A 22,759-nucleotide genomic window follows, 5' to 3' on the forward strand; every position below is an offset into this window, starting at 1 on the left:
GAATAGCAGGGAGCTTAGCACGCTTTGGCGTGTTGATGGACGTGCCGCCACCACTTACATGACACGCCCCAGATGCACACGATTCCACGCACGCTCGTGTACATAATACAGCAGCATTTTAGTGGCGACTTCCGTGAGGCCAATGGATAGCGCCGTGCCAATACTGCCCGTAAAAAACCATGAGAGGATAATGGTATCAATCGTGCCCGTTACCCGCCATGAAATGGCTTTTACCAAACTGCGGATCGGGCGGTCTTTACCCGTGAAGATAACCGCCTCTGAAACCTCAGCAGGTTTAAACAGTTGGTCTAAAAACATACGCTTTCTCTCCCAATCATTCCCGCGCCGACGGTATTGTTACTGCTTTCGTCAATTACAATAAATGCACCCGTACCCCGGTTATCCACATACGGGTCAGTGAATAATGGCTGCGCCAGCTTAAAGGTGACGTTGGCAATATCGTTCATTGCCAACTGGCTCACCGCTTGTTTTTCCAAACTGTTCACGTCCACGCGATAAGCAATCTCCGCCAGCTTCGCTTTGGTATCGCGGGTGGTGTGGCGAATCAGGTAAGTCCGCGCCTGATCCAGCGGGCTTTCCGCCAACCAACATACCGTTGCTTGCAATTGCTTGGTTTGCGTGGGTAACTCGCCGGTTTTCACGATCATATCGCCCCGTGAAATGTCGATTTCATCCGCCAGCAATAGCGTGACCGATTGCTCGGTGGCGGCATCTGCTAACGGTTCGCCGCCGAGTTCAATCGCTTTCACCGTGCTGCTTAAACCCGAAGGCAATACCGTTACGCTGTCGCCGACGGCAATGCTGCCGGATTCGACGCGCCCCATGAAACCCCTGTAATCGTGCAGTGCGGGGTTGCTGGCATCCTGCGGGCGGCACACGTATTGCACCGGGAAACGGAACGCGGCGGCATGGCGGCGTTGCGCACTCGGCGTGGTTTCCAGAATCTCCATCAGGGTTTGGCCTTGATACCAGCTCAGGTTCTCGCCACGATCCACCACCATGTCGCCGTTGAGGGCGGAGAGTGGGATGAATTGCACCTCGCGAATCCCCAATTGTTCGGCAAAGTCCAGATACGCCTGCTTAATTTCCTCGAAACGCGCCTGACTAAACTCGACCAAATCCATTTTGTTCACGGCAACCAATAAGTGCGGAATTCCCACCAGATGCGCTAGATACGAATGACGACGCGTCTGGGTCAATACACCTTTGCGGGCATCCACCAGAATAATCGCAAGGTTGGCGGTGGAAGCGGCTGTCACCATGTTGCGGGTGTATTGCTCATGCCCCGGCGCATCGGCAATGATGAATTTGCGTGTGCCGGTGGTGAAATAGCGGTACGCCACGTCAATGGTAATGCCTTGTTCACGTTCGGCTTGCAAACCATCGGTGAGCAACGACAGATCCACATCCTGCATTCCGCGCCGTTGCGAGGTTTTGGTAATAGCGCTCAGGGTATCCGCCAGAATCGCTTTAGAATCAAATAGCAAGCGCCCAATCAGGGTGCTTTTACCATCGTCGACACTGCCGCAGGTCAGCAAACGCAGCAAGCCGTGGTCTTCAATCGGATGTGTCATTAGAAATACCCCTCTTTCTTGCGTTGTTCCATGGCCGCTTCGGAGGCTTGGTCATCCAAGCGGGTTGCGCCGCGTTCGGTAATGGTGGTGGTCGCGGTTTCAGCAATGATTTTTTCAATCGAATCGGCATCCGAAATCACCGGTGCTGTGCAGGTAATGTCGCCGACGGTGCGGAAGCGTACTTGCAGGTCGATGATTTCCTCACCCGGTTTTGCGGGGGTAATGTCGGTTACTGGCACGATGGAACCTTGGCGGTACACAATCGGGCGGTTGTGCGCAAAATAAATGCTGGGTAATTCCAGATTTTCACGCTCGATGTATTGCCACACATCCAGTTCCGTCCAGTTGGAAATCGGGAAGGCGCGGATGTTTTCACCTTTGTGACTGCGGGCGTTATATAGATTCCACAGTTCGGGGCGTTGGTTTTTCGGGTCCCATTGCCCGAATTCGTCGCGGAAGCTCATGATGCGTTCTTTGGCGCGGGCTTTTTCTTCGTCGCGGCGTGCGCCACCGATGCAGGCGTCGAAACCGTGTTCTTCAATCGCTTCCAGCAAGGTCACGGATTGGTGTTTATTGCGTGATTCGTTCTCATGCTTGAGCACGACTGTGCCGCGTTGCATGGAATCTTCCACCGAGCGCACTATCAAGCGTTCGCCGATTTCAGCCGCTTTGCGGTCACGGAAGGCGATGACTTCGGGGTAGTTATGCCCGGTGTCGATGTGCAGCAGTGGGAAGGGAAAACGTCCGGGGCGAAAGGCTTTTTCTGCCAAGCGCAGTAAGCAGATGGAATCTTTGCCACCAGAAAACAGCAGGGCAGGGTTGCTGCATTGCCCAGCCACTTCGCGCAGGATGTGAATGGCTTCCGCCTCCAACCAATCAAGGTGGGACAGAGTGTGGCGGGCAGTTTGTTGTCGGCTGAATAACATGTTATTTCCCTTTAGTTGCTGGATGACGCACGTACCGGCAACGGGTCACAAACTCCCCGAGTGGTTCGCCCTCAATCCGTTTGGCGGTAAAGGCGGCGAACAATTCGTCCAGCACCTTCAAAAGGCCCGCTTCATCCAAGTTTTCACGGCACAGCGCATTCAAACGGTCGCCGTTGAAACTTGCGCCCAGATACAGGTTGTAACGCCCCGGCGACTTACCGATTAAACCGATTTCACCCAGCACTGAACGCCCGCAGCCATTCGGACAGCCAGTCATACGGATTTTGATTTCCTCATTCCGCAGGCCGTGTTTATCCAGCGACACTTCCAGTTTGGTGATCAAATCCGGTAGGTAGCGTTCGGCTTCTGCCATCGCTTGCGGGCAGGTATTCAACGCCACACAGGCGATGGAATTGCGCCGCAAGCCGGACAAATGGCTGGCATCTGCCGCATAGCCGTGCGCTTGCAAAATGCTTTCCACCGCGTCGATATGCTCTTCGCGCACCCCGGTCAGGATCAGGTTCTGGTTGCCAGTCATGCGGAAACCGCACAGGTTTTGCTCGGCAATGCTGCGCAATGCCGATTTCAGGCGGTGCGTTTCATTGTCCAGCACGCGCCCGTATTCCAGCCGCAAACCCAGATGCCACAAGCCATCGGTGGTGGAACGCCAGCCAAAACGGTCGCCGGTGGTATCGAATACAAACGGACGTACCTCGCCCAGATCAAACCCCAGCCGTGCGTTCAGTTCCTGCTTGAACCAGTCCAGCCCCTGACGGTCGATGGTGTATTTGAAACGTGACAGCTTGCGGTCGGCGCGGTTGCCGTAATCACGCTGGATAGCCACAGTGTGGAAACACACATCCAGCACCTGTTCCGGCGTGCAAAAACCAATCTCGGATGCCAACCGTGCGTAAGTGTCCTCACGCCCAAACGTAAACCCCAAGCCACCACCGACTGCGACATTGAAACCGAGCAGCTTGCTGTTTTCCTCAACCGCAATCAGGCCGATGTCGTTGGCATAAATGTCCATGTCATTGAAGGGCGAAATCGCAATGGCAATCTTGAACTTACGCGGCAGGTAATGCTTACCGTACAGCGGCTCGATTTCTTCGGCTTCACCGCCTGCCACCAGCGTTTTGCCCTCTGCTTCGTCCAACCAAATTTCATGATAGGCACGCGAACGCGGCAGCAAATGCTCGCTGATCTTTTGCGCCCACGGGAACACTTGCGCATGAAGGTTCGACAACGTGGGGTCGGGCGTACACATCACGTTACGGTTAACATCACCGCACCCAGCAATGCTGTCGAGCAAAGCGGCATCCATCGCCTTGATGGTGTTTTTCAGGTCGAACTTGATGATGCCGTGGAACTGCAAGGCTTGGCGGGTGGTAATGCGCGACGTGCCATTGCCGTAACGGTTGCTGATGTCGTCAAGTTTAACCCACTGGTCAGCACTCAAATCGCCACCCGCTACCCGTAAGCGGATCATGAAGGAATACGCCGGTTCGAGCTTTTTGTCTTGCCGGTGCAGGCGCACATCGCGGTCATCCTGCATGTACGAGCCGTGGAATTTCACCAGTTGCACATTGTCTTCGCTGATCGCGGCGGTAATCGGGTTGTGGAAATCTTCCACCAGATTACCGCGCAAGTAGTTACTGCGGTCTTTGATGTGTTCGACCGCCGAACCGTTGGCGGCGAGCGCGTTCAACGGTTTAGGTGTTGCAATCAGTTCCATTAGGCGGCCTTTTTCAACGGGTTGCGGGTGCCATCGTGCAGGCCGCATTCTTGGTTATGGGATTCCCACCACCAGCGTCCGGCACGTTCATCTTCACCTTGGGCAATCGCACGGGTGCAAGGGGCGCAACCGATGCTGGGGAAACCTTGCCCATGCAGTTGGTTGTAAGGGATGTCGTACTTGCGCACATAGCCCCACAATTGCTCGGAAGTGGCATTCAGCAGCGGGTTGAATTTCACCAGATCGCGTTGCTCGTCACGCTCAAACAAGCCCATGTCAGCACGGAAACTGGATTGTGCGGCGCGTAGACCGGTGATCCACACTTGTGCGCCTTGGAGAGCGCGATTGAGCGGCTCGATCTTGCGGATGGTGCAGCATTCCTTGCGGTTCTCAACCGATTCGTAAATCGCGTTGATGCCTTTGATGGTGACGTAATGCTCAATCGCCAGCGTTTGTGGGTAATAGGTTTTGATCGCCTGCCCGTACTTTTTGCGGGTAGCGTCGAGCGTGTCGTAGGTTTCCTTGAAATTGCGCCCGGTATCCAGCGTGAACACGTCAATGTCCAAGCCATTGCGGAAAATCGCATCGGTAATCACTTGGTCTTCCAGCCCCAGACTGGTGGAAAAAGCGATGCGCCCGTCGAAACGTTGGCGTAAGGCAACCAGCGCTTCATCCAGCGTCAGGTCGTGGAAATCGGCGCGCAAGGTTTGCAGCGGTGCTGTGTTCAGTGTCATGTTCCGTTACCTCATTGAATCTAATGAGGCGCAGTATTGACGAAAACTGAAATCTAAAAAAACGATATAATTCGATATAAATATCTTGAAAAAGGATTAGCTGTTGGTTGCCAGTTTGCGGTTGAGCGCCGCCACTGCGTCTTCCCAGTTGCGCCCGTCGAATGGCACGACTTCGTAGGCCGCTGTGCCCAAGTCAAAATCATCCAAACAGCGCACGTTGATGCTGTAGTGGTCGGGCGCGGCGCGAGGGTTGCTGAACGGGTGAATCCCGCACTCCTTGCAGAAATAATGCCGCGCTTCCTTGGTGTCGAACTGGTACAACGCCAGCGATTCCGCGCCAGACAGCAGCGTAAATTGCGCCGGGGCAACGCGGTGATGCAGCACGCCTTTCTTGGTGCAGATGGAACAGTTGCACGCCACCACTTTGTCGAGAATGGTTTCAACGCGGAATGTGACGCGCCCGCAGTGGCAACTGCCGTAGTAGGTTTTCATCGTTACACCGTCCCCGCTGTTGCTAGCTGCAAAGCGTGCTCACGCACGTCATGCGCCCATGCTGCGGTATGTTCGCGGAAAGCGGCAAGATCGCCCGCGAACAAGGCACGGCTGGCTTCTTCATAACCCGCTTCATTACCTGCCATCGCTTGCATGAAACGGTACGTCGCTTCTTGCGCTTGGCGAACGCGGTCAGTTTCGCCACTGCCCCGCATCGCCTGTTCAACCAACTTACGTAAAGCCACCGACGCACCACCCGATTGGCTGGCTAACCATTCCCAATGGCGGGGCAACAATGTCACCTCTTTCGCCACAACGCCCAGTTTAGGGCGACCGACAGAACGGGTTTCCGGGGTTGAGGCAAGCGTTTCGGCGGGCTGCGGCAAACGTGCCAACACCTCCGCCATTGAACCCCGCAGGTCGATTTCCACCGGGCGGCTAGTGACGGCATCAAATACCAAGACACTGGATTCCGGCTCTTCATCAGTAAACGTTTTAACGGCGGTGGCAACCTCAGCGGGTGTGCCGATGGCAAGGCAACGGGTTTGCGCGAAGGCAATCCAGCGGGTGGGAGCGTGGTGCGACATGATGATGGTTTTCCTGTGAAACAATGCACAGGCATTCTATCCGGGTAAAATGCACAAAGCAATATTACCCGGATAAAACATAAATAGCAGGGAGCTTACCGCACTTTAAACAAGCCTACGGTTTACGGATGCGCAACGCTCAATACACATCCCGTTGATAACGGCGCTCGGCAATAAGCTGCTCCAGCCATTCAACCGCCGCTTGCGGGGTTTTACCGCCCTGTTCCGCCACGATCTGAACCAATGCCTGATGTACGTCTTTCGCCATGCGCCTCATGTCACCGCACACGTAGATATGCGCCCCATCCCGTAACCACTGGTAAACCTCGCTTGCCGCACCCAACAGGCGGTGTTGCACGTAGATTTTTTCCGCTTGGTCACGCGAAAACGCCACATCCATGCGTTCCAGCACCCCGGTTTTAAGGAATTGCTGCCATTCGGCCTGATACAGGAAATCGCTGCGGAAATGCTGCTCACCAAAGAACAGCCAACTATTCCCCCGGATACCCAGTACTTCGCGCTCGAACAGGAAACTGCGGAACGGCGCGACACCCGTGCCTGCGCCAATCATGATGATTTTGGCCTGCGGGTCTGACGGCAGTTTGAAATGCGGATTGGATTTGAGGTGCACCGCTGCTGTTTCGCCTGTCTGTAAACGTGCCAGCCAGTTGGAAGCCGCGCCCAAATGTAAGCGCCCGTGGAAACCATATTCCACCCGTTTGACCAACAAATGTACCTCATCCGGGTGCGCGGCAGGGCTGGAGGCAATCGAATATTGGCGCGGCTGTAAGGGACGCAACAGCCCAACCAGAGTTTGCGCATCAAGTTTACCGGGAAACTCACCCAACAAGTCCGCCCAATCGGCAGCATACAGCCAATCCTGCAAGGCAGATTTATCATCAGCCGCCGCCAACAATTCGGGATGCCCAATCTGTTGCGCATACGCCTTGAGTTGGCGGCGAGTCAGGCCGGAAATCTCCAGCTTGTGGCGCAAGGCTGTGTACAAATCGCAGGTTTCCCCTTTCAGGCTGACCGGCGTGCCTCCTGACACCCCCGACAGCGCCAATAGCTCTGCCACCAATTCGGGAGGATTCGCCACCGTGACCGCCAGAATGTCACCCGGTTGGTACTGGATGCCGGAACCTTCCAAGGACAATTCCAAGTGCAGCACGTCCTTGTCCGACCCGTTATCGGTCAGCGCGATACTGCTGAGCAGTTCGAACTGAAACGGATCGGCAGCGCTGTATTCCGTGGCTTGTGCCAACTCGCTTATCAATGGATTCAGGTGGAGCTGGATGGTGTGGTCGGCATTCGCCGCAGGTGTTTTGGCGGCGACGTGTTGCTGCCATTCCGCCGCTGTGGAAGCAAAATCAACATCGCAATCGACCCGCGCCAACAGGCGTTTTGCCCCCAATTCCGCCAAGCGTTGATCCAGCACTGCCCCGGTCTGGCAGAATGCTTCGTAGCTGGAATCACCCAGCGCCAGCACGGCGTATTCGAGCTTTTCCAAACGCGGCACACGAACGCCTTGCAGGAACGTGAAAAACACACGGGCATCATCCGGTGGTTCCCCATTGCCGTGGGTGCTGATGACGGTGATGAGGCGCTCTTCCTGTTTCAACTGCTGCGGGCGGTAATCCTTCAGGTTGAACAACACCGCCTCGGAACCTTGCGCCTGCAAGCGGGCAAACAGTTGCTCTGCCACTTTTTTACCGTTGCCGGTCTGGCTGGCGTAGAGGACAGTGGTTTTCGGCGGGGTTGAAACCTGCGGCAATGCTTGTGGACTCAGTAGCATGTCGCCACTCCTTCAATGTTGCTAAATTGCGAAGGAGTATCAAGGAAAGATGAAATCTGAAAAAACGATATTATTCGATATAATTATCTTAATAAGAGATTAGTACTCGCCTGTCATCTTCTGGAAAAGCCGAGTCACATGCAGTAACCATGTCGGCAGATCAAACATTGATGAATATCAATGACCGGAGGGCAATATTATAAATTCTTGATATACATCAAGTAAATTACCGATGGTAGATTGATCACCACCCAATAGCAGGAGTACTTTATCCGCCAATTATAAGTGCCTAATAAATTTCAATACAATAAGGGCTGAACAACAGGCATGGGATATATTCCACGCTATGTTTCCGCTTGGGGGGAAAGTGGTTCCCCTGCTTTCCCCTTTCTTATCATAGCAATAGCGGGATTCCCTTTGTGAGAAACCTAGCCGGGACGGCAGGTGTCCCTCGCCCATCAAGCAAGCGATCAAGTAAAACTGTACATGGAAAAAGGACACCCGAAAGGAAGCCTGAAACACGCAGAAATGAAAAAGGGTTGCACCTGATAGGTTGCAACCCTTTGAATTCATTGGCTCCCCGAGACGGACTCGAACCGCCGACCCAATGATTAACAGTCATTTGCTCTACCGACTGAGCTATCGGGGAACTGTAGAGGCGCGTATTCTCTGCGATTACCGAAAAAACGTCAAGCAATTTTTTCCATCGCACGACGTAATAATTGCACCCCCGCATCCGGCTTGTGTGCGTTCTCGCTGATCACCCGCCGCCAATGGCGAGCGCCCGGCATTCCTTGGAACAGGCCAAGAATGTGGCGGCTGATATGCCCCAATGGCACACCCGCCTCCAATTGCGCTTGCACGTAGCCGAGCAACGCTTCCAACACCGCCTTGTGTTCGTGGAAAGGCGCGGGCGTGCCGTATAACACCGGGTCTACTTGCGCCAACAGCCACGGATTATGGTAAGCCTCGCGCCCGACCATGACCCCATCGACATGCTGCAAATGCTGCTGGCACTGTTCCAGCGTGGTAATACCGCCGTTGATGAGGATTTCAAGCTGGGGAAATTCCTGCTTGATCTGGTACACCAACTCGTAACGCAGCGGTGGGATTTCACGGTTTTCTTTTGGGCTTAAGCCTTTCAGCCACGCCTTACGCGCATGGATGATGAAAGTCTGGCAACCGGCCTGTGACACTGTGCTAACGAAATTGTGCAAACTGGGGTAATCGTCTTGGTCGTCAATGCCGATGCGGTTTTTGACGGTGATGGGAATGGCGACAGCAGCTTGCATGGCGGAGACGCATTCCGCGATCAGTTGCGGTTCTGCCATCAGGCACGCGCCGAATGCGCCTTTTTGCACCCGTTCGCTGGGGCAGCCGACGTTGATATTGATTTCGTCGTAACCATAACCTTCCGCAATGCGGGCGCATTCCGCCAGTTCCTGCGGTTCGCTGCCGCCCAATTGCAAAGCCAGCGGGTGTTCTTCTGCATTGAAACGCAAATGGCGCTCGCGGTCGCCGTGCAAAATTGCGCCTGTCGTGACCATTTCCGTGTACAGAACTGCTTGTTTTGTCAGCAATCTATGAAAATAACGGCAATGTCGGTCAGTCCAATCGAGCATAGGCGCTACGGTAAATTTTCTGTTCAGGTTCTTCATATACTATTTCAATTCACGGGCTTACCAGACAATTCAAGCATTAAACAAGAGGGGCTCTCTTATGTTGGACATGGATACTATCGTAAATTTTATGCTCGGCGTGGCTATTATTGGCCTTCCTGCCTTCGTTTTTTACCGCATCGGCATAGATATTGGTGTCAGCAAAGGCGTCCGTAAGCAATTGGTACGCGAGCTGATGGCAAACGGCATTTTGGAAGAAGCTGACATGCGCATTCGGAGTACACGTCACACTTGACTCAGCCGTAAGCCGCAAGGCGATGCTTCGGCTACGCTCAGCAACCCAGAGTGTGGCAATGATCAAGAAAATGACGGCCTAACGTTGGCAGACCGGGCAGAACCAACTGGAACGCTGCCCTTGTGCGACTTGGCGGATACTGCCCTGACAGACCGTGCAGGGTTTATCGGTGCGTCCGTAAACCTTCAGCTCAAGCTGAAAATACCCCGGAGTCCCGTCTTCACGTACAAAATCGCGCAGGGTTGTTCCCCCGCGTTCAATGGCGTAGGCCAGAACCTCGCGGATACGATCCGCCAGCTTCAGGTAACGTTCGCGGGATACGCGCCCCGCAGCCCGACGTGGGTCTATCCCGGCGAGGAACAGCGCTTCATTGGCATAGATATTACCCACGCCAACAACGATGTGCGCATTCATGATGAAATCTTTCACGCACACAGTCCGCGAGCGTGATTGCTGGAAGAGGTATTCGCCATCGAAGCCGTCTTCCAGCGGCTCCGGCCCCAGATTGCGCAATAGCTCATGTTGCAGCGGGTCGTCTTGCGTCCACAACAATGCCCCGAAACGGCGCGGGTCGTGGTAACGCACTGCCTTGCCGCTTTCCAACACCAGATCGAAATGGTCGTGTTTGCGTGGCTCCATGTCCGGTTCGACAATACGTAAACTGCCGGACATGCCCAAATGCAGCAATGCCACCCCGGCGTCGGTATGCAAGAGGATGTATTTGCCGCGCCGGGTCAGTTGGTTTACCCGTTGGCCTTCCAGTGCGCTGATTTCAGGGGGGATAGGCCAGCGTAATTTCGGCTGACGGATGCAGACTGAGGTAATGCATTGCCCCTGCACGTAAGGCTCAATGCCCCGGCGGGTAGTTTCAACTTCGGGCAATTCAGGCATAAATCCCTTCCATTTCCACCATCAGTTCGGCGCGGCAAACATCACCTTGCAGGTAAAGCACATGCACGGGGCTGGCAGCCAAGTACCCATCCAACGCCGCTTGGATCACTGGCAGGCTTGCCGGGTCATGCACGTACACTTTCAACTGGGTCAAACCGCGCACACTGCGGATCGGCAAGCCGAGCGTGTCGTCCCCGTGTTCCAACAAGGCTTCGAGGTTGCGTAAGGTTTCATCCAATTGCGCGACAGGGTTGCCGATGTGCAGGGTTTCATGCCCCACGATGCTGGTCGTGCCGGAAATGTAGAGGTGCTTGCCCTGCCCCCAGTCTTTCACTGTGGCACGCGAGAACGCGGGGCTAACCGGGCCGTATTGGCGCGGATACAGGAACGCACTGGTCTGGCGCGGGTTTTCCAATTGCATCCCAGCACTTTTGGCGGCGAGGAAATACACTTGCAACCCGGCCTGTTGTGTACCGATAGCGGTCGCGGCGGGGGGGGAATAATCAAAATTGCCGTAAGCATCCAGCGCATCTTGCCTGCCGAGGCAAAACGTCTGGTAACGGTTGAGTTCACCTTGCTGCACGGTAATCGCGGGGAAATAGTTCCACATGCGCAGCAAATAGGGGTAGCCCGCGCGTTTCAGCAGTTCAAACACATGCTGGTAAGCTACTTGGCTAGCAACCCGAAAATCGGGGAAATCGGCCTCTTCCAGCAACAAATGCCCAAACAGCACCGTACCGTTTTCGCTGTAGTTAATGCTGGCGTATTTGCCATAATTGACCGGCACTGGACTCAGCCACAACTCCGTGCAAGCCGCCCCCGTCAACAAGGGCAAGCCAACGGTGAAAACCGGGCGTGCCGTATCCAACACTGCCGATTTGCCCGCAAAACCCAGCGCCGCCAGCACATGCAGCCCTTTTCCGGCATGAATTGGGTTATTTTCCGCCGACATTGTGACGGAAAAAGGTAGTGTGTTGGGATCGGTCAGAGCTTCGTTCACAAACGTTACAGATCAAGCTGAAAGCGCCGGATTATGCCATGTTTTGGTGCGGAATGCCTTAGCCGAAATCAGGCAGCATCCCAGCTTGTCCGGTTTTGCATGACATTGGTATAAAAACAACCGAATATCCACATAAACCACAATATTATCATGCTGCACCGCAATATATGTTCCGCTGGCTTTAATTTTACGCTACTATTGCGGCGGGCTAGGCAACTAGCCCATTTTCCTCCTAGCGGTTTGGGGCGGCTTTTTCCGCCCCACTTTTTTGCAAAAAATTCAATAACATCACTACCTTTGCTAGCCTTACACTGCCACTCCAGCACCCCTTGCCCCAGCGTACTTTCGCTGTATGCAGAGGCCACGCGCCTAGCGGATGGAAGCCTGCACTTGCGCTACATCCTTACCGCCAAGCTTGCCGATTTGCGCATTCCTTCCCCACTTCCAGCCAGCGTTGCCGATGGCTTATGGGAACATACGTGCTTTGAGGCATTTATTGGTGCGCAAAATGAAGACAGTTACCATGAGTTTAATTTTTCACCATCCAGTCAGTGGGCTGCGTATGCTTTCAGCACTTACCGCGAACGGGTAACGTGGGCAAGCGCACATGATCCGCGCATCAGTATCACCCAGACGGATAGCGAACTGCGGTTGGAAGCCTTTATCGCGGCAGCAGACTTACCCCCCAATCCGGCGGGCAAACCCTTACAATTGGGCTTAACGGCAGTGCTTGAAATGCAGGATGGCAGCAAGTCATACTGGGCGCTGGAGCATCCGGCGAAACGCCCGGATTTTCATCACCGAAATGGATTTGCGCATGAAATTTGGCCTTGACCGCTTACTCGAAGATTCCACTTTACGCGCCCCGCTGGCAGGCAAGCGCGTGGCATTGCTGGCACATCCGGCTTCCGTCACACCTGACCTGACACACGCGCTGGATGCACTTGCCGCACTGCCCGACATTACCCTAACGGCAGCTTTTGGCCCGCAACATGGCATCAAGGGCGACAAGCAGGACAATATGATGGAATCGCCCGATTTCATTGACCCGCAGCATGGCATCCCGATTTTCAGCTTGTACGGGGAAGTGCGCCGCCCTACCGACGCGATGATGGCAACGTTCGACGTGCTGTTGGTGGATTTGCAGGATTTGGGTTGCCGCATTTACACCTTCATCACCACCTTGCGCTATGTGCTGGAAGCGGCGGCGCAACACGGTAAAAGCGTGTGGATACTCGACCGCCCCAATCCGGCAGGCCGTCCGGTAGAAGGGCTAACCTTACGGGCAGGCTGGGAAAGTTTCGTCGGTGCGGGGGCAATGCCGATGCGCCACGGGATGACAATGGGGGAATTGGGTTTGTGGTTCATCCACGAACTCAAGCTCGACCTTGATTACCGCGTCATCACCATGCAAGGCTGGGAACCAAATGCCGCACCGGGTTACGGCTGGCCTTTGGGTGAACGCGAATGGATCAACCCCAGCCCCAACGCCCCCAACCTGTCGATGGCGCGTTGCTATGCGGGAACGGTGATGTTGGAAGGCGCAACCCTCTCCGAAGGGCGCGGAACCACCCGCCCATTGGAACTGTTCGGCGCACCCGATATTGATGCCCGCGCCGTCATCCGCACCATGCAAGCCTTTGCCCCGCAGTGGTTGCACGGTTGCCGTTTGCGCGAATGTTGGTTTGAGCCGACCTTCCACAAACACGTTGGCAAACTGTGTGCTGGGGTGCAAATCCATGTGGAAGCGCCGCATTATGACCATGCTGCGTTCCGCCCGTGGCGCGTACAGGCGCTGGCGTTCAAGGCCATCCGCTTATTGCAGCCCGATTACCCCTTGTGGCGCGATTTCCCTTACGAATACGAATTCGGCAAGCTGGCGATTGATGTGATCAACGGTTCGCCGCTGCTGCGCGAATGGGTGGATAACCCGAACGCTACGGCGGACGATTTGGACGCCCTCACCTGCCCCGACGAACAGGCGTGGGAAGAAACCCGCAAGCCGTTCCTGCTGTATTAAGCCGCTTACGATTTCAGCAGCGACATCGGCAATACGTCCAGTAAGCCGCGCAGGTTGAAATAGCCTGCCGTGCCAACCAACAAGCTGCCTGCGATTCCGCCGACCAATACGGGCAGCAGGTTCAAGTGCATGTCGAGGTCGAACAGGAAATAGCCCAGCAAATTGCCTGCGGTCACTGCCAATATACCCGCTAATACCCCGGCAACGCCGCCCAACAGCAGGAATTCGCCCCAAATGCGCCGCCGCAGAATTGCCCGCCCTGCGCCCAAAGATTTGAGGATGGCGATTTCGCGCCGTCGTTCGGCCTTTTGCGATTGCAAAGCAGCGATCAATACCACCACGCCCGCAATCAGGGTGAACACAAAAATCCCCTGCACTGCCATGCTGGCCTGTTCGACCAAGGAGCGGATTTGCCCCACGATTGCACCAATATCAATCGCGGTAACGCTAGGGAACTGGTGGATCAATTCCGTCACCAAGGTTTTATGCTCGCCTAAATGGATGCTGGTGATGAAAGTACGCGGCAGGTTTTCCACACTGCCCGGCGCGGCAATGACGAAAAAGTTGGGCTGCATACTGTCCCACCGCACTTCGCGCACGCTGGTTATCGGCTGGGTCATGCGCTGCCCGGCAATATCGAAGGTCAGTTTGTCGCCCATGCCGAAGCGCAAGGTTTCGCCGATGCCTTTTTCAATCGACAAGCCTTCGTGTTCACCCGCAAACCACTTGCCTTGCAGCAGCGCGTTACTGGCGGGAAACTCGGCGAATGACGAGATGTTGAATTCGCGCTCCAGCAAATGCTTGGCTTTCTGGCTGCCGTAATCATCCACCACCACAGGTTTGCCGTTGATTTCCACCAAGCGCCCCCGGATCATCGGGTACAGTTCCGCCTTGATGCCTTTGCTGCTGAAAAACTGTTGGAGCGGCGCGGTTTCCGCAGGCTGGATATTGATGAGGAAATGGTCGGGCGCATCCGACGGTAAGGCTTCCTGCCAACGGTTCAGCAAATCGGTACGCACTGTGGTCAGCAACAGCAGCGAAAATAGCCCGGTGGTGAACACCGCCACCAGCAACACCGCACGCCGCGAACGCCGTAAGCGCGGCAACCAACCCCAACTTGCCCACTTGCCCGCCACCCGTACCGATGGGCGCGGTTGTTCTGAAAATCCCTGCAAAATCCGCATCGGCGCGGCATTCACCAAGCGCAACAACTGCGGCAAAGCAAAGCCCAACAGCAAGCCGACCGCCGTGAACAATCCGCTCAACACCGGCAACCAACCCGGTGTAGGCAAAGCTTTACCGACAAAACGGCTCAGCCAATCCGCCAGCACAAACTGCAAACCAAAGCCCAGCGCGATCCCCACAATTGCCGCAATCAGCGCGGTCAGCAACAGCGAAAACACATGGTCGAACAGCACTTGCCGCCGCGCCATGCCCATTGCTTTCAACACCGCCACCGCAGGAAGTTCGCGCCGCATCAAGCTGGTGGAAGTCAAAGCCACCGCCGCACCCGCCAGCACCACGCTCAACAGCGCCGCCAAGGTCAGAAAGCGGCTGGCACGCTGCAAAGTCTGCTGCACCGAAGTCAAATCATCTTCCAGTGTGCGCAGACGTTCGGTCGGTTTGAGCGTCGGTTTCAACGCGGTTTGGAACTGCTTAACTGCCGCCGCTTTCCCAGCAAAAAGCTGGCTGAAACTGGCGCGGCTGGCGGGCGACAACAATCCCGTTGCCGACAGGTCATCCAAATTCATCAGCACTTCTGGCGCAAACTGGAACAGGTTAACGCTGCGGTCGGGTTCTTGCGTGAGTACCCGTGCGAGCTTGAAGGTACTATGCCCCAATTGCACGGAAGCCCCCGGCTGTATGCCGAGTTCCGCAAACAAACGGGCTTCTGCCCAAATTTCGCCGCGAGCAGGCAATTGTCCAGTGGAAAGGATTTCGGCAGCTTCCGGTGCGTCGGCAGTTTTCAAGTCGCCACGCAAGGGGTAAGTGCTGGATACCGCTTTAATCTGCGCCAATTGCGACTGGTCAGTGCTGGAAGCCATGCTGGAAAAGCTGATGCTTTGGGCAGTTTCCAACCCCAGTGCTTGGGCGCGTTGCAGGTTATCCGCCGCCAGAGGGCGCGAGGAAACCAGCACCACATCGCCGCCGAGCAGTTGCCGAGCCTGTTGCTGCATGGCATTTTCCACCCGGCTGGTGAAAAACCCGACCGACGTAACCACCGTGACGGAAATGATCAACGCCAGCAACAACAGGCGCAGTTCCGCCATGCGCCAACGTTGCTGCCAGTGACGCAGGAAACCTTTCATACCAACACCCCGTCTTCCAAACGGTAATGGGTTTGGCATCGCGCCGCGAGCGTATCATCGTGCGTGACCAGCACCAGCGTGGTGTGCGATTGTTCCTGCAAGGCGAACAGCAAATCGCTGATTTCATGCCCGGTAGCGCGGTCGAGGTTGCCGGTTGGTTCGTCGGCAAACAGGATTTGCGGTTGGGTGACGAAGGCGCGGGCAAGTGCTACCCGCTGCTGTTCACCGCCGGAAAGTTGGGTGGGGAAATGGCTCAAACGTTCTGCCAGCCCCACTTTTGCCAAGGCTTCGGTAGCGCGGGCAGCGGGGTCAGCCACCTGCGGCAACAGTTCCAGCGGCAGCATGACGTTTTCCAGCGCGGTCAGGTTTTCCAACAAGTGGAAGGATTGGAACACGAAACCGACACGACCGAGGCGCAATTTGGCACGTTGGTCTTCGTCCAAACCGTCGAGTTTCTGCCCGAACAATTGCACCGTACCGCTGGTGGGCAAATCCAGCCCCGCCAACAAGCCAAGTAAGGTACTCTTGCCAGAACCGGATGTGCCGGTGATCGCTACCGATTCGCCCGCGCCGATGGTGAGGCTCACGCCACGGAGAATTTGCAATTCACGCCCCGCTTGTGGGATCGTTTTCACCAGATTGTCGGTCTGAATGGCTGTGTTATTCATATAAGGAATCCATTGATGTTGCGCACACTGTACCTGATCTTCGCCCTGCTGGGGCTTTTACCGCTGGCGACTACGGTTGTTATGGCGGATGAGACAACGCCCACCGCGCCGAATTCCCCCAAAATCTTGGTGTGGGGCGACAGCTTGAGCGCGGCCTATGGCCTCCCGGTGGAAAAAGGCTGGGTGAACCTGCTACAACAGAAGGTGGGGGACAAATTCACGGTTATCAATGGCAGCATCAGCGGTGAAACTTCCGCCGGAGGGCTGACACGCTTGCCGGATGTGCTGAAAGAACACCAACCCGCCTATCTGCTGCTGGAATTGGGTGCAAACGATGGCTTACGCGGCATCGACTTAGCCACGATGCGCAGCAATCTGGAACAAATGGTGAAACTGGCGCAAGCCGCAAACGCCAAAGTCGTGCTGCTCGGCATCAAACTCCCGCCCAATTACGGCATGGACTTTACCGAAAAGTTTGCCGCGACGTATACAGAACTGGCGAAGCAATACGAACTGCCGCTTGTGCCGTTTTTGCTGGAAGGTGTGGCAGATAATTGGGATTTGATGCAGGCGGATGGGATGCACCCAACGGCGGAGGCCGAGCCGAAGGTGTTGGACAATGTGTGGAAAGTATTGGAAAAGGTGTTAATGCCATGACCCCATCCCTCTGGCGCTGCCCCCTGTGCCGCGAACCGCTCAGTCTGACCGGACGCACGTTCGCCTGCACCAACCGCCACAGTTTCGACCAAGCCAAAGAAGGCTACGTCAACCTGCTGCTGGTGAACCGCAAGCATTCCGCTGACCCCGGTGATAACAAGGAAATGCTGGAAAGCCGCCGCCATTTTCTGCAACAAGGCTTCTATGCACCACTGGCAGAAGGTTTGGCGCAAACGATACGCGAGTATTTCCCCGACCCCACCCTGCCGTTGACGGTGTTGGATGCGGGGTGTGGCGAAGGCTATTACCTCAACAAACTGGCTCAGCAGTTGGGCGAAAATGCGCAGTGTTTCGGCACGGATATTTCGCGGGCGGCGATGCGCTTGGCGGCGAAAGCGTATCCGGCGATGCAATTTGCGGTGGCTTCCAGTTTTGAACTGCCATTACCGGATGCGTCGGTGGATGTGTTGGTGCGGGTGTTTGCGCCTGCTTCCGAGGCTGAAATTGCGCGGGTATTGAAACCGGGCGGGCTGTATTTGTGGGCGTATCCGGCGGCGCAGCATTTGTTTGAGTTGCGCCAATTGATTTACGACGATCCGAAACCGCATAGCGTGGAAGAATTGCCCCCGATTGCCGGGATGGTGGAATGTCCGCCATTGCAGGTGAATTACCGCGTGATCTTGCCGGATCAGGCAACGGTGGCGGCTTTGCTGGCTATGACACCGTATTACTGGTCGGCGAGTGCGGAAAAACAGGCGCATTGCCAAGGCTTGCAGTCGCTGGATTTGACGGTGGATTTTTGTGTTACAGTGATGCGTAAAGGCGATTAACCACCCGCATTCAGGGAGACACGGTGAGCAAGCAACAACTCTCCGAAACCGACATCATCAGCAAATACATCCTGCCTGCGGTAAAAAACGCGGGCTGGGATGACATGACCCAAATCCGTCAGGAAGTGAAATTGCGCGATGGCAAAGTCATTGTGCGCGGGCAAGTCGGGGCGCGGCGTAACGTCAAATCAGCGGATGTGGTGCTGTACCACCAGCCGAATCTGCCACTGGCGGTAATCGAAGCCAAAGCCAATCGCCACGAAATCGGCAAGGGGATGCAGCAAGGGCTGGATTACGCCCGCCTGCTGGATGTGCCGTTCGCGTTTGCCAGCAATGGTGATGGTTTCATCTTCCACGACAAAACCAACCCCGCACAGTTGGAGCGTGAAATAGCCCTTGCCGAATTCCCCTCACCGCAGCAGTTATGGGACAAGTTCTGTACATGGAAAGGCTACACCGCCGCGCAATTGCCGGTGATTACGCAGGCTTACCACGACGATGGTTCGGGCAAGTCGCCACGTTATTACCAGTTGCAAGCCATCAACAAAACCCTCGAAGCCATTTCTGCCGGGCAACAGCGCGTATTGCTGGTGATGGCAACGGGCACGGGCAAGACCTACACCGCATTCCAAATCATCTGGCGGCTGTGGAAGGCGAAACGCAAAAAACGCATCCTGTTTCTGGCGGACCGCAATGTGTTGGTGGATCAGACCCGCATCAATGATTTCCAGCCGTTTGGTCAGGCGATGACCAAAATCACCGGGCGCACGGTTGACCCTGCGTTTGAAATTCATTTGGCACTGTATCAGGCACTCACCGGCCCCGAAGAATCGCAAAAAGCCTACAAGCAGGTGAAGCCGGACTTTTTCGACCTGATTGTAATTGACGAATGCCACCGGGGCAGCGCGGCGGAAGACAGTGCGTGGCGCGAGATTCTGGAATATTTCAGCAGCGCTACCCAGCTTGGCATGACCGCTACCCCCAAGGAAACCGATACCGTTTCCAACACCGACTATTTCGGCGAGCCGATCTACACCTATTCGCTGAAAGAGGGGATTGAGGACGGCTTTCTTGCGCCCTACAAAGTAGTGCGGGTGGATATTGATGTGGATTTGCAGGGCTGGCGACCGGAAAAACACCAGCACGACAAGCACGGTGCGTTGATCGACGACCGCATTTACAACCAGAAAGATTTTGACCGTTCACTGGTGATTGACGAGCGTACCCAACTGGTGGCGCAAACCATTACAGATTATTTGCGGCGGATTGGCGCGTTATCCAAGACCATTGTGTTTTGCAATGACATCGACCACGCGGAACGGATGCGCCGTGCCTTGGTCAACCTGAACCCGGAACAGGTAGCGAAAAACGACAAGTACGTGATGAAAATTACCGGCGATGACGAGCTGGGCAAGGCGCAACTGGATAATTTCATCAACCCGAAAAAGACTTACCCGGTGATTGCCACCACCTCGGAATTGATGACTACCGGGGTGGATGCCAAAACCTGCAAGCTGGTGGTGTTGGATCAGCACATCCAGTCGATGACCAAGTTCAAGCAAATCATCGGGCGTGGCACACGCATTGACGACCGTTACGGCAAGCTGTGGTTTACCATCCTCGATTTCAAAAAGGCCACCGAACTGTTTGCGGATGAGCGTTTCGATGGCATCCCCGAAAAAGTGTTGGTAACAACCCCTGACACCTTGGCGGAAGCAATTGAAGCCGAGGATGATGTTGAAAACACGGCTTATCCATTGCCCGAAGATCGCTCCAGCGCAGGTAGTGCCGCCGCTATCAGCGAAGATTGGAGTGAAGTTGAACACCGGATCAGCAAATACTATGTCGCAGGTGTCACGGTGAAAAAGCTGGCGGAACGGGTACAGTATTACGACAGCGACGGCAAGCTGGTGACGGAATCGTTCAAGGATTACACCCGCAATACCCTGAAAAAACAGTTCGCGTCACTGGATGATTTCGTCAAACGCTGGCAGGATGCGGACGGTGCTGACCGAATTGGCGGATGCGGGCGTGATTTGGGATGCGCTGGCGGAGGATGTCGGGCGTGACCTCGACCCCTTCGACCTGATTTGCCATGTGGTGTTTGACCAGCCAGCCCTGACGCGGCGCGAACGTGCCGAACAGGTCAAAAAGCGCAACTATTTCGTGAAATATTCGGCGGCGGCGCAAGTGGTGCTGAATGCTTTGCTGGATAAATACGCCGATGTCGGGGTGGTGGAATTGGAGAATATTCAGGTGTTTAAAGCCCCGCCATTCCTCCAGATGGGTGCGCCGATGGAGATTGTGAAAACGGCGTTTGGCAGCAAGCGCGATTATGAGCAGGCACTGACGGAGTTGGAGGCGGTGCTGTATGGTGGGGGCGCAGCTTGAGGTGATCCAATCCTTTCGCCTGCGTCAACTCGCTGCGCTCGGACAAAACTACGGCTACAGGATCGGATCACCCCAAACTGCTTAATGCCAGTGACGGTGATGCTATCTGCTTGAAAAAATGAATAAAGGAAAACCATGTCGATTTCAACCGTGATCAAATCCATTCAAGACATTATGCGCAAGGATGCGGGGGTGGATGGCGATGCCCAGCGTTTGGGGCAGTTGTCGTGGCTGTTGTTCCTGAAAATTTTTGATGCGCAGGAAGAGGCGTTGGAATTTGAGCAGGGCGATGCTTACCGCGAGCCGATTCCTGAGGCGTATTTGTGGCAGTTTTGGGCGGCGGATGCGCAAGGCATGACCGGCGATGAATTGCTGGGGTTTGTGAATGATGAGTTGTTTCCTGATCTGAAGAATCTGGTTGCGCCGATCGCGACTAATCCGCGTGGGTTTGTGGTGAAAGAGGCGTTTAGCGATGCTTTCAACTACATGAAAAACGGTACGTTGTTACGGCAGGTGATCAATAGGCTCAACGAGGTGGATTTCACCCGTTCCGAAGAGCGGCATTTGTTTGGCGATATTTACGAACAGATTTTGCGCGACTTGCAAAGCGCGGGCAATGCGGGCGAGTTCTATACGCCGCGTGCGGTGACGCAATTCATGGTGAATCGGGTGAATCCGCGTTTGGGCGAAAAGGTGCTTGATCCGGCGTGTGGCACGGGCGGGTTTTTGGCGAATGCGGTCGATCATTTGCGGGCGCAAGTCAAAACGGCTGCCGATCACGTTACCTTGCAGGCGCAGATTTTCGGGGTGGAAAAGAAGCAGTTACCGCATTTGCTGTGTACCACCAATATGCTGCTGCACGGGATTGAAGTGCCGGTGCAAATCCGCCATGACAATACCCTCAGCCGCCCGCTGTCGAGTTGGGATGAAGACGATCAGGTCGATGTGGTCATCACCAATCCGCCGTTTGGTGGCACGGAAGAGGATGGTATTGAGAAGAATTTTCCGGCGGAATTCCAGACCCGCGAAACCGCTGACCTGTTCCTGCAACTGATTATCGAAGTGCTGAAAGACGGCGGGCGGGCGGCGGTAGTGCTGCCGGATGGCACGTTGTTTGGCGAAGGCGTGAAAACCAAGATCAAAAAGCTGCTGCTCGACACCTGCAACCTGCACACGATTGTGCGTCTGCCGAATGGCGTGTTTAACCCTTACACCGGGATAAAAACCAACCTGCTGTTTTTCACCAAAGGGCAGCCGACGCGGGAAGTGTGGTTTTATGAACATCCGTATCCGGCGGGGGTGAAGAATTACAGCAAAACCAAGCCGATGAAATTTGACGAGTTTCAGACCGAAATCGACTGGTGGGGCGATGCAGCCGACGGCTTCGCGGCGCGGGTGGAAACGCCGCAAGCGTGGAAAGTCAGTATCGACACCCTGATGGCGCGGAACTACAACCTCGACATCAAAAATCCGCATGTGGTTGAGCAGGAAAGCCATGACCCAGAGGTGTTGCTGGCGAATTACGCGCAACAACAGGCGCGGATTCAGGCGTTGCGGGATCAGTTGAAGGGAATATTGTCCAAAGCATTTGCAACGAATGCGTTGATGGATTTGAGTCAGAAGGTCAGCGATAGAAACCAAGATTTGACGGATGAACAGTTAGAGGATTTGTTGCGTGATTAATATCCTCCAGCACCTCGACGTATGGACATCCGCCGTTGAAACTCGCTCCACCGCTGGGCGCGGCAGCAGCAACAAACTCAACCTGTATGGCATCAAAAAACTGCGCGAACTCATCCTCGAACTCGCCGTGCGCGGGCAGCTTGTGCCGCAAAACCCCGACGACGAACCCGCCAGCGTATTGCTCGAAAAAATCGCCGCCGAAAAAGCCCGCTTAATCAAAGACGGCAAACTTAAAAAGCAAGAGCCATTGCCGCCGATTACCGACGAGGAAAAGCCGTTTGAATTGCCCGAAGGTTGGGAGTGGGTCAGTTTGTCTCATTTGGGAGTTTTTTCGGGCGGGAAAACACCCAGTAAGATGAAGGCTGAATATTGGAATGGTGATATACCGTGGGTTACACCAAAAGATAGAGACTGTAAACTGAACTGTGTAACTGCTATATAACAGCGGACCCCCCGCAAGGAGCAGTCACATGGAAACCCTTGATCCCGTCCTGATGGATGAGCTTTTAACCGATTGCAAAACGCCCGCTGA

General features: G+C 55.1%; 20 protein-coding genes, 1 tRNA gene and 1 pseudogene. 8 read left to right on the forward strand and 14 right to left on the reverse strand.

Annotated elements, in window-relative coordinates; genetic code table 11:
• Nucleotides 1-54: 54 nt before the first annotated feature.
• From PHE17_RS13430 to dusA, 10 genes are all read right to left on the reverse strand, one after another.
• On the reverse strand, nucleotides 55-318 hold the full coding sequence (locus PHE17_RS13430) for a DUF2061 domain-containing protein (RefSeq protein ID WP_301016391.1): 264 nt from the start codon (nucleotides 316-318) through the stop codon (nucleotides 55-57).
• On the reverse strand, nucleotides 309-1,595 hold the full coding sequence (gene cysN, locus PHE17_RS13435) for a sulfate adenylyltransferase subunit CysN (protein WP_301016392.1): 1,287 nt from the start codon (nucleotides 1,593-1,595) through the stop codon (nucleotides 309-311). The genes PHE17_RS13430 and cysN overlap by 10 nt, the downstream gene beginning before the upstream one ends.
• Nucleotides 1,595-2,521, reverse strand: a complete 927-nt coding sequence (gene cysD, locus PHE17_RS13440; RefSeq protein WP_301016393.1) for a sulfate adenylyltransferase subunit CysD — start codon at nucleotides 2,519-2,521, stop codon at nucleotides 1,595-1,597. Before cysD ends, cysN begins: the two co-directional genes overlap by 1 nt.
• Nucleotide 2,522: 1 nt before the next feature.
• On the reverse strand, nucleotides 2,523-4,256 hold the full coding sequence (locus tag PHE17_RS13445) for an NADPH-dependent assimilatory sulfite reductase hemoprotein subunit (protein WP_301016394.1): 1,734 nt from the start codon (nucleotides 4,254-4,256) through the stop codon (nucleotides 2,523-2,525).
• Nucleotides 4,256-4,990 (reverse strand): phosphoadenylyl-sulfate reductase, encoded by a 735-nt coding sequence (locus PHE17_RS13450; RefSeq protein WP_301016395.1) that lies wholly within the window; start codon nucleotides 4,988-4,990, stop codon nucleotides 4,256-4,258. The genes PHE17_RS13445 and PHE17_RS13450 overlap by 1 nt, the downstream gene beginning before the upstream one ends.
• Nucleotides 4,991-5,086: 96 nt before the next feature.
• A complete protein-coding gene (locus PHE17_RS13455; protein WP_301016396.1) occupies nucleotides 5,087-5,482 on the reverse strand; it encodes a GFA family protein in 396 nt (131 codons plus the stop codon).
• Between the two features lie 2 nt (nucleotides 5,483-5,484).
• Entirely contained in the window at nucleotides 5,485-6,069 is a 585-nt protein-coding gene (locus tag PHE17_RS13460) for a DUF2239 family protein (RefSeq protein WP_301016397.1), read from the reverse strand.
• 139 nt (nucleotides 6,070-6,208) lie between these two features.
• Complete coding sequence (locus PHE17_RS13465; RefSeq protein WP_301016398.1) at nucleotides 6,209-7,864, reverse strand: flavodoxin domain-containing protein; 1,656 nt, start codon at nucleotides 7,862-7,864, stop codon at nucleotides 6,209-6,211.
• A gap of 573 nt (nucleotides 7,865-8,437) precedes the next feature.
• A tRNA-Asn gene (locus PHE17_RS13470) sits at nucleotides 8,438-8,513 on the reverse strand.
• A gap of 40 nt (nucleotides 8,514-8,553) precedes the next feature.
• Nucleotides 8,554-9,522: a tRNA dihydrouridine(20/20a) synthase DusA gene (gene dusA / locus PHE17_RS13475; RefSeq protein ID WP_301016399.1), complete on the reverse strand. Its 969-nt coding sequence runs from the start codon at nucleotides 9,520-9,522 to the stop codon at nucleotides 8,554-8,556.
• Nucleotides 9,523-9,583: 61 nt separating this feature from the next.
• On the opposite strand from dusA, the gene PHE17_RS13480 reads away from it, so the two are divergent.
• Nucleotides 9,584-9,778 carry a hypothetical protein gene (locus PHE17_RS13480; RefSeq protein WP_301016400.1) on the forward strand — a complete coding sequence of 65 codons (195 nt, stop codon included), beginning with the start codon at nucleotides 9,584-9,586 and terminating at the stop codon, nucleotides 9,776-9,778.
• Between the two features lie 78 nt (nucleotides 9,779-9,856).
• Here the strand turns inward: PHE17_RS13480 and mutM are convergent, their stop codons facing one another.
• Nucleotides 9,857-10,669, reverse strand: a complete 813-nt coding sequence (mutM, locus tag PHE17_RS13485) for a bifunctional DNA-formamidopyrimidine glycosylase/DNA-(apurinic or apyrimidinic site) lyase (protein WP_301016401.1) — start codon at nucleotides 10,667-10,669, stop codon at nucleotides 9,857-9,859.
• Entirely contained in the window at nucleotides 10,662-11,669 is a 1,008-nt protein-coding gene (locus tag PHE17_RS13490; protein ID WP_301016402.1) for a hypothetical protein, read from the reverse strand. Before PHE17_RS13490 ends, mutM begins: the two co-directional genes overlap by 8 nt.
• 390 nt (nucleotides 11,670-12,059) lie before the next feature.
• On the opposite strand from PHE17_RS13490, the gene PHE17_RS13495 reads away from it, so the two are divergent.
• Both PHE17_RS13495 and PHE17_RS13500 read left to right on the forward strand, forming a co-directional pair.
• Nucleotides 12,060-12,503, forward strand: a complete 444-nt coding sequence (locus tag PHE17_RS13495) for a DOMON-like domain-containing protein (RefSeq protein WP_301016403.1) — start codon at nucleotides 12,060-12,062, stop codon at nucleotides 12,501-12,503.
• The gene (locus PHE17_RS13500) at nucleotides 12,487-13,689 is read left to right on the forward strand and encodes a DUF1343 domain-containing protein (RefSeq protein ID WP_301016404.1); all 1,203 of its coding nucleotides are present in this window, start codon (nucleotides 12,487-12,489) and stop codon (nucleotides 13,687-13,689) included. Before PHE17_RS13495 ends, PHE17_RS13500 begins: the two co-directional genes overlap by 17 nt.
• A gap of 5 nt (nucleotides 13,690-13,694) precedes the next feature.
• On the opposite strand, the gene PHE17_RS13505 is transcribed toward PHE17_RS13500, so the two are convergent.
• Complete coding sequence (locus tag PHE17_RS13505; RefSeq protein ID WP_301016405.1) at nucleotides 13,695-15,998, reverse strand: FtsX-like permease family protein; 2,304 nt, start codon at nucleotides 15,996-15,998, stop codon at nucleotides 13,695-13,697.
• On the reverse strand, nucleotides 15,995-16,666 hold the full coding sequence (locus PHE17_RS13510) for an ATP-binding cassette domain-containing protein (RefSeq protein ID WP_301016406.1): 672 nt from the start codon (nucleotides 16,664-16,666) through the stop codon (nucleotides 15,995-15,997). The genes PHE17_RS13505 and PHE17_RS13510 overlap by 4 nt, the downstream gene beginning before the upstream one ends.
• Nucleotides 16,667-16,681: 15 nt before the next feature.
• Between PHE17_RS13510 and PHE17_RS13515 the strand changes: the two genes are divergently transcribed.
• The 5 genes and pseudogenes from PHE17_RS13515 to PHE17_RS13540 all read left to right on the forward strand — a co-directional run bounded on the left by PHE17_RS13515 (nucleotide 16,682) and on the right by PHE17_RS13540 (nucleotide 22,669).
• Complete coding sequence (locus PHE17_RS13515; RefSeq protein ID WP_301016407.1) at nucleotides 16,682-17,323, forward strand: arylesterase; 642 nt, start codon at nucleotides 16,682-16,684, stop codon at nucleotides 17,321-17,323.
• The gene (locus tag PHE17_RS13520; RefSeq protein ID WP_301016408.1) at nucleotides 17,320-18,153 is read left to right on the forward strand and encodes a putative RNA methyltransferase; all 834 of its coding nucleotides are present in this window, start codon (nucleotides 17,320-17,322) and stop codon (nucleotides 18,151-18,153) included. The genes PHE17_RS13515 and PHE17_RS13520 overlap by 4 nt, the downstream gene beginning before the upstream one ends.
• A 23-nt stretch (nucleotides 18,154-18,176) precedes the next feature.
• Nucleotides 18,177-20,544, forward strand: a pseudogene (gene hsdR / locus PHE17_RS13525) (EcoAI/FtnUII family type I restriction enzme subunit R).
• Between the two features lie 135 nt (nucleotides 20,545-20,679).
• Nucleotides 20,680-22,227 (forward strand): class I SAM-dependent DNA methyltransferase, encoded by a 1,548-nt coding sequence (locus tag PHE17_RS13535; RefSeq protein WP_301016411.1) that lies wholly within the window; start codon nucleotides 20,680-20,682, stop codon nucleotides 22,225-22,227.
• Nucleotides 22,220-22,669: a hypothetical protein gene (locus PHE17_RS13540; protein ID WP_301016412.1), complete on the forward strand. Its 450-nt coding sequence runs from the start codon at nucleotides 22,220-22,222 to the stop codon at nucleotides 22,667-22,669. Before PHE17_RS13535 ends, PHE17_RS13540 begins: the two co-directional genes overlap by 8 nt.
• Nucleotides 22,670-22,759 lie beyond the last annotated feature (90 nt).

Source organism: Thiothrix sp., from assembly GCF_028714775.1.
In the GTDB taxonomy this organism is placed as follows: domain Bacteria; phylum Pseudomonadota; class Gammaproteobacteria; order Thiotrichales; family Thiotrichaceae; genus Thiothrix.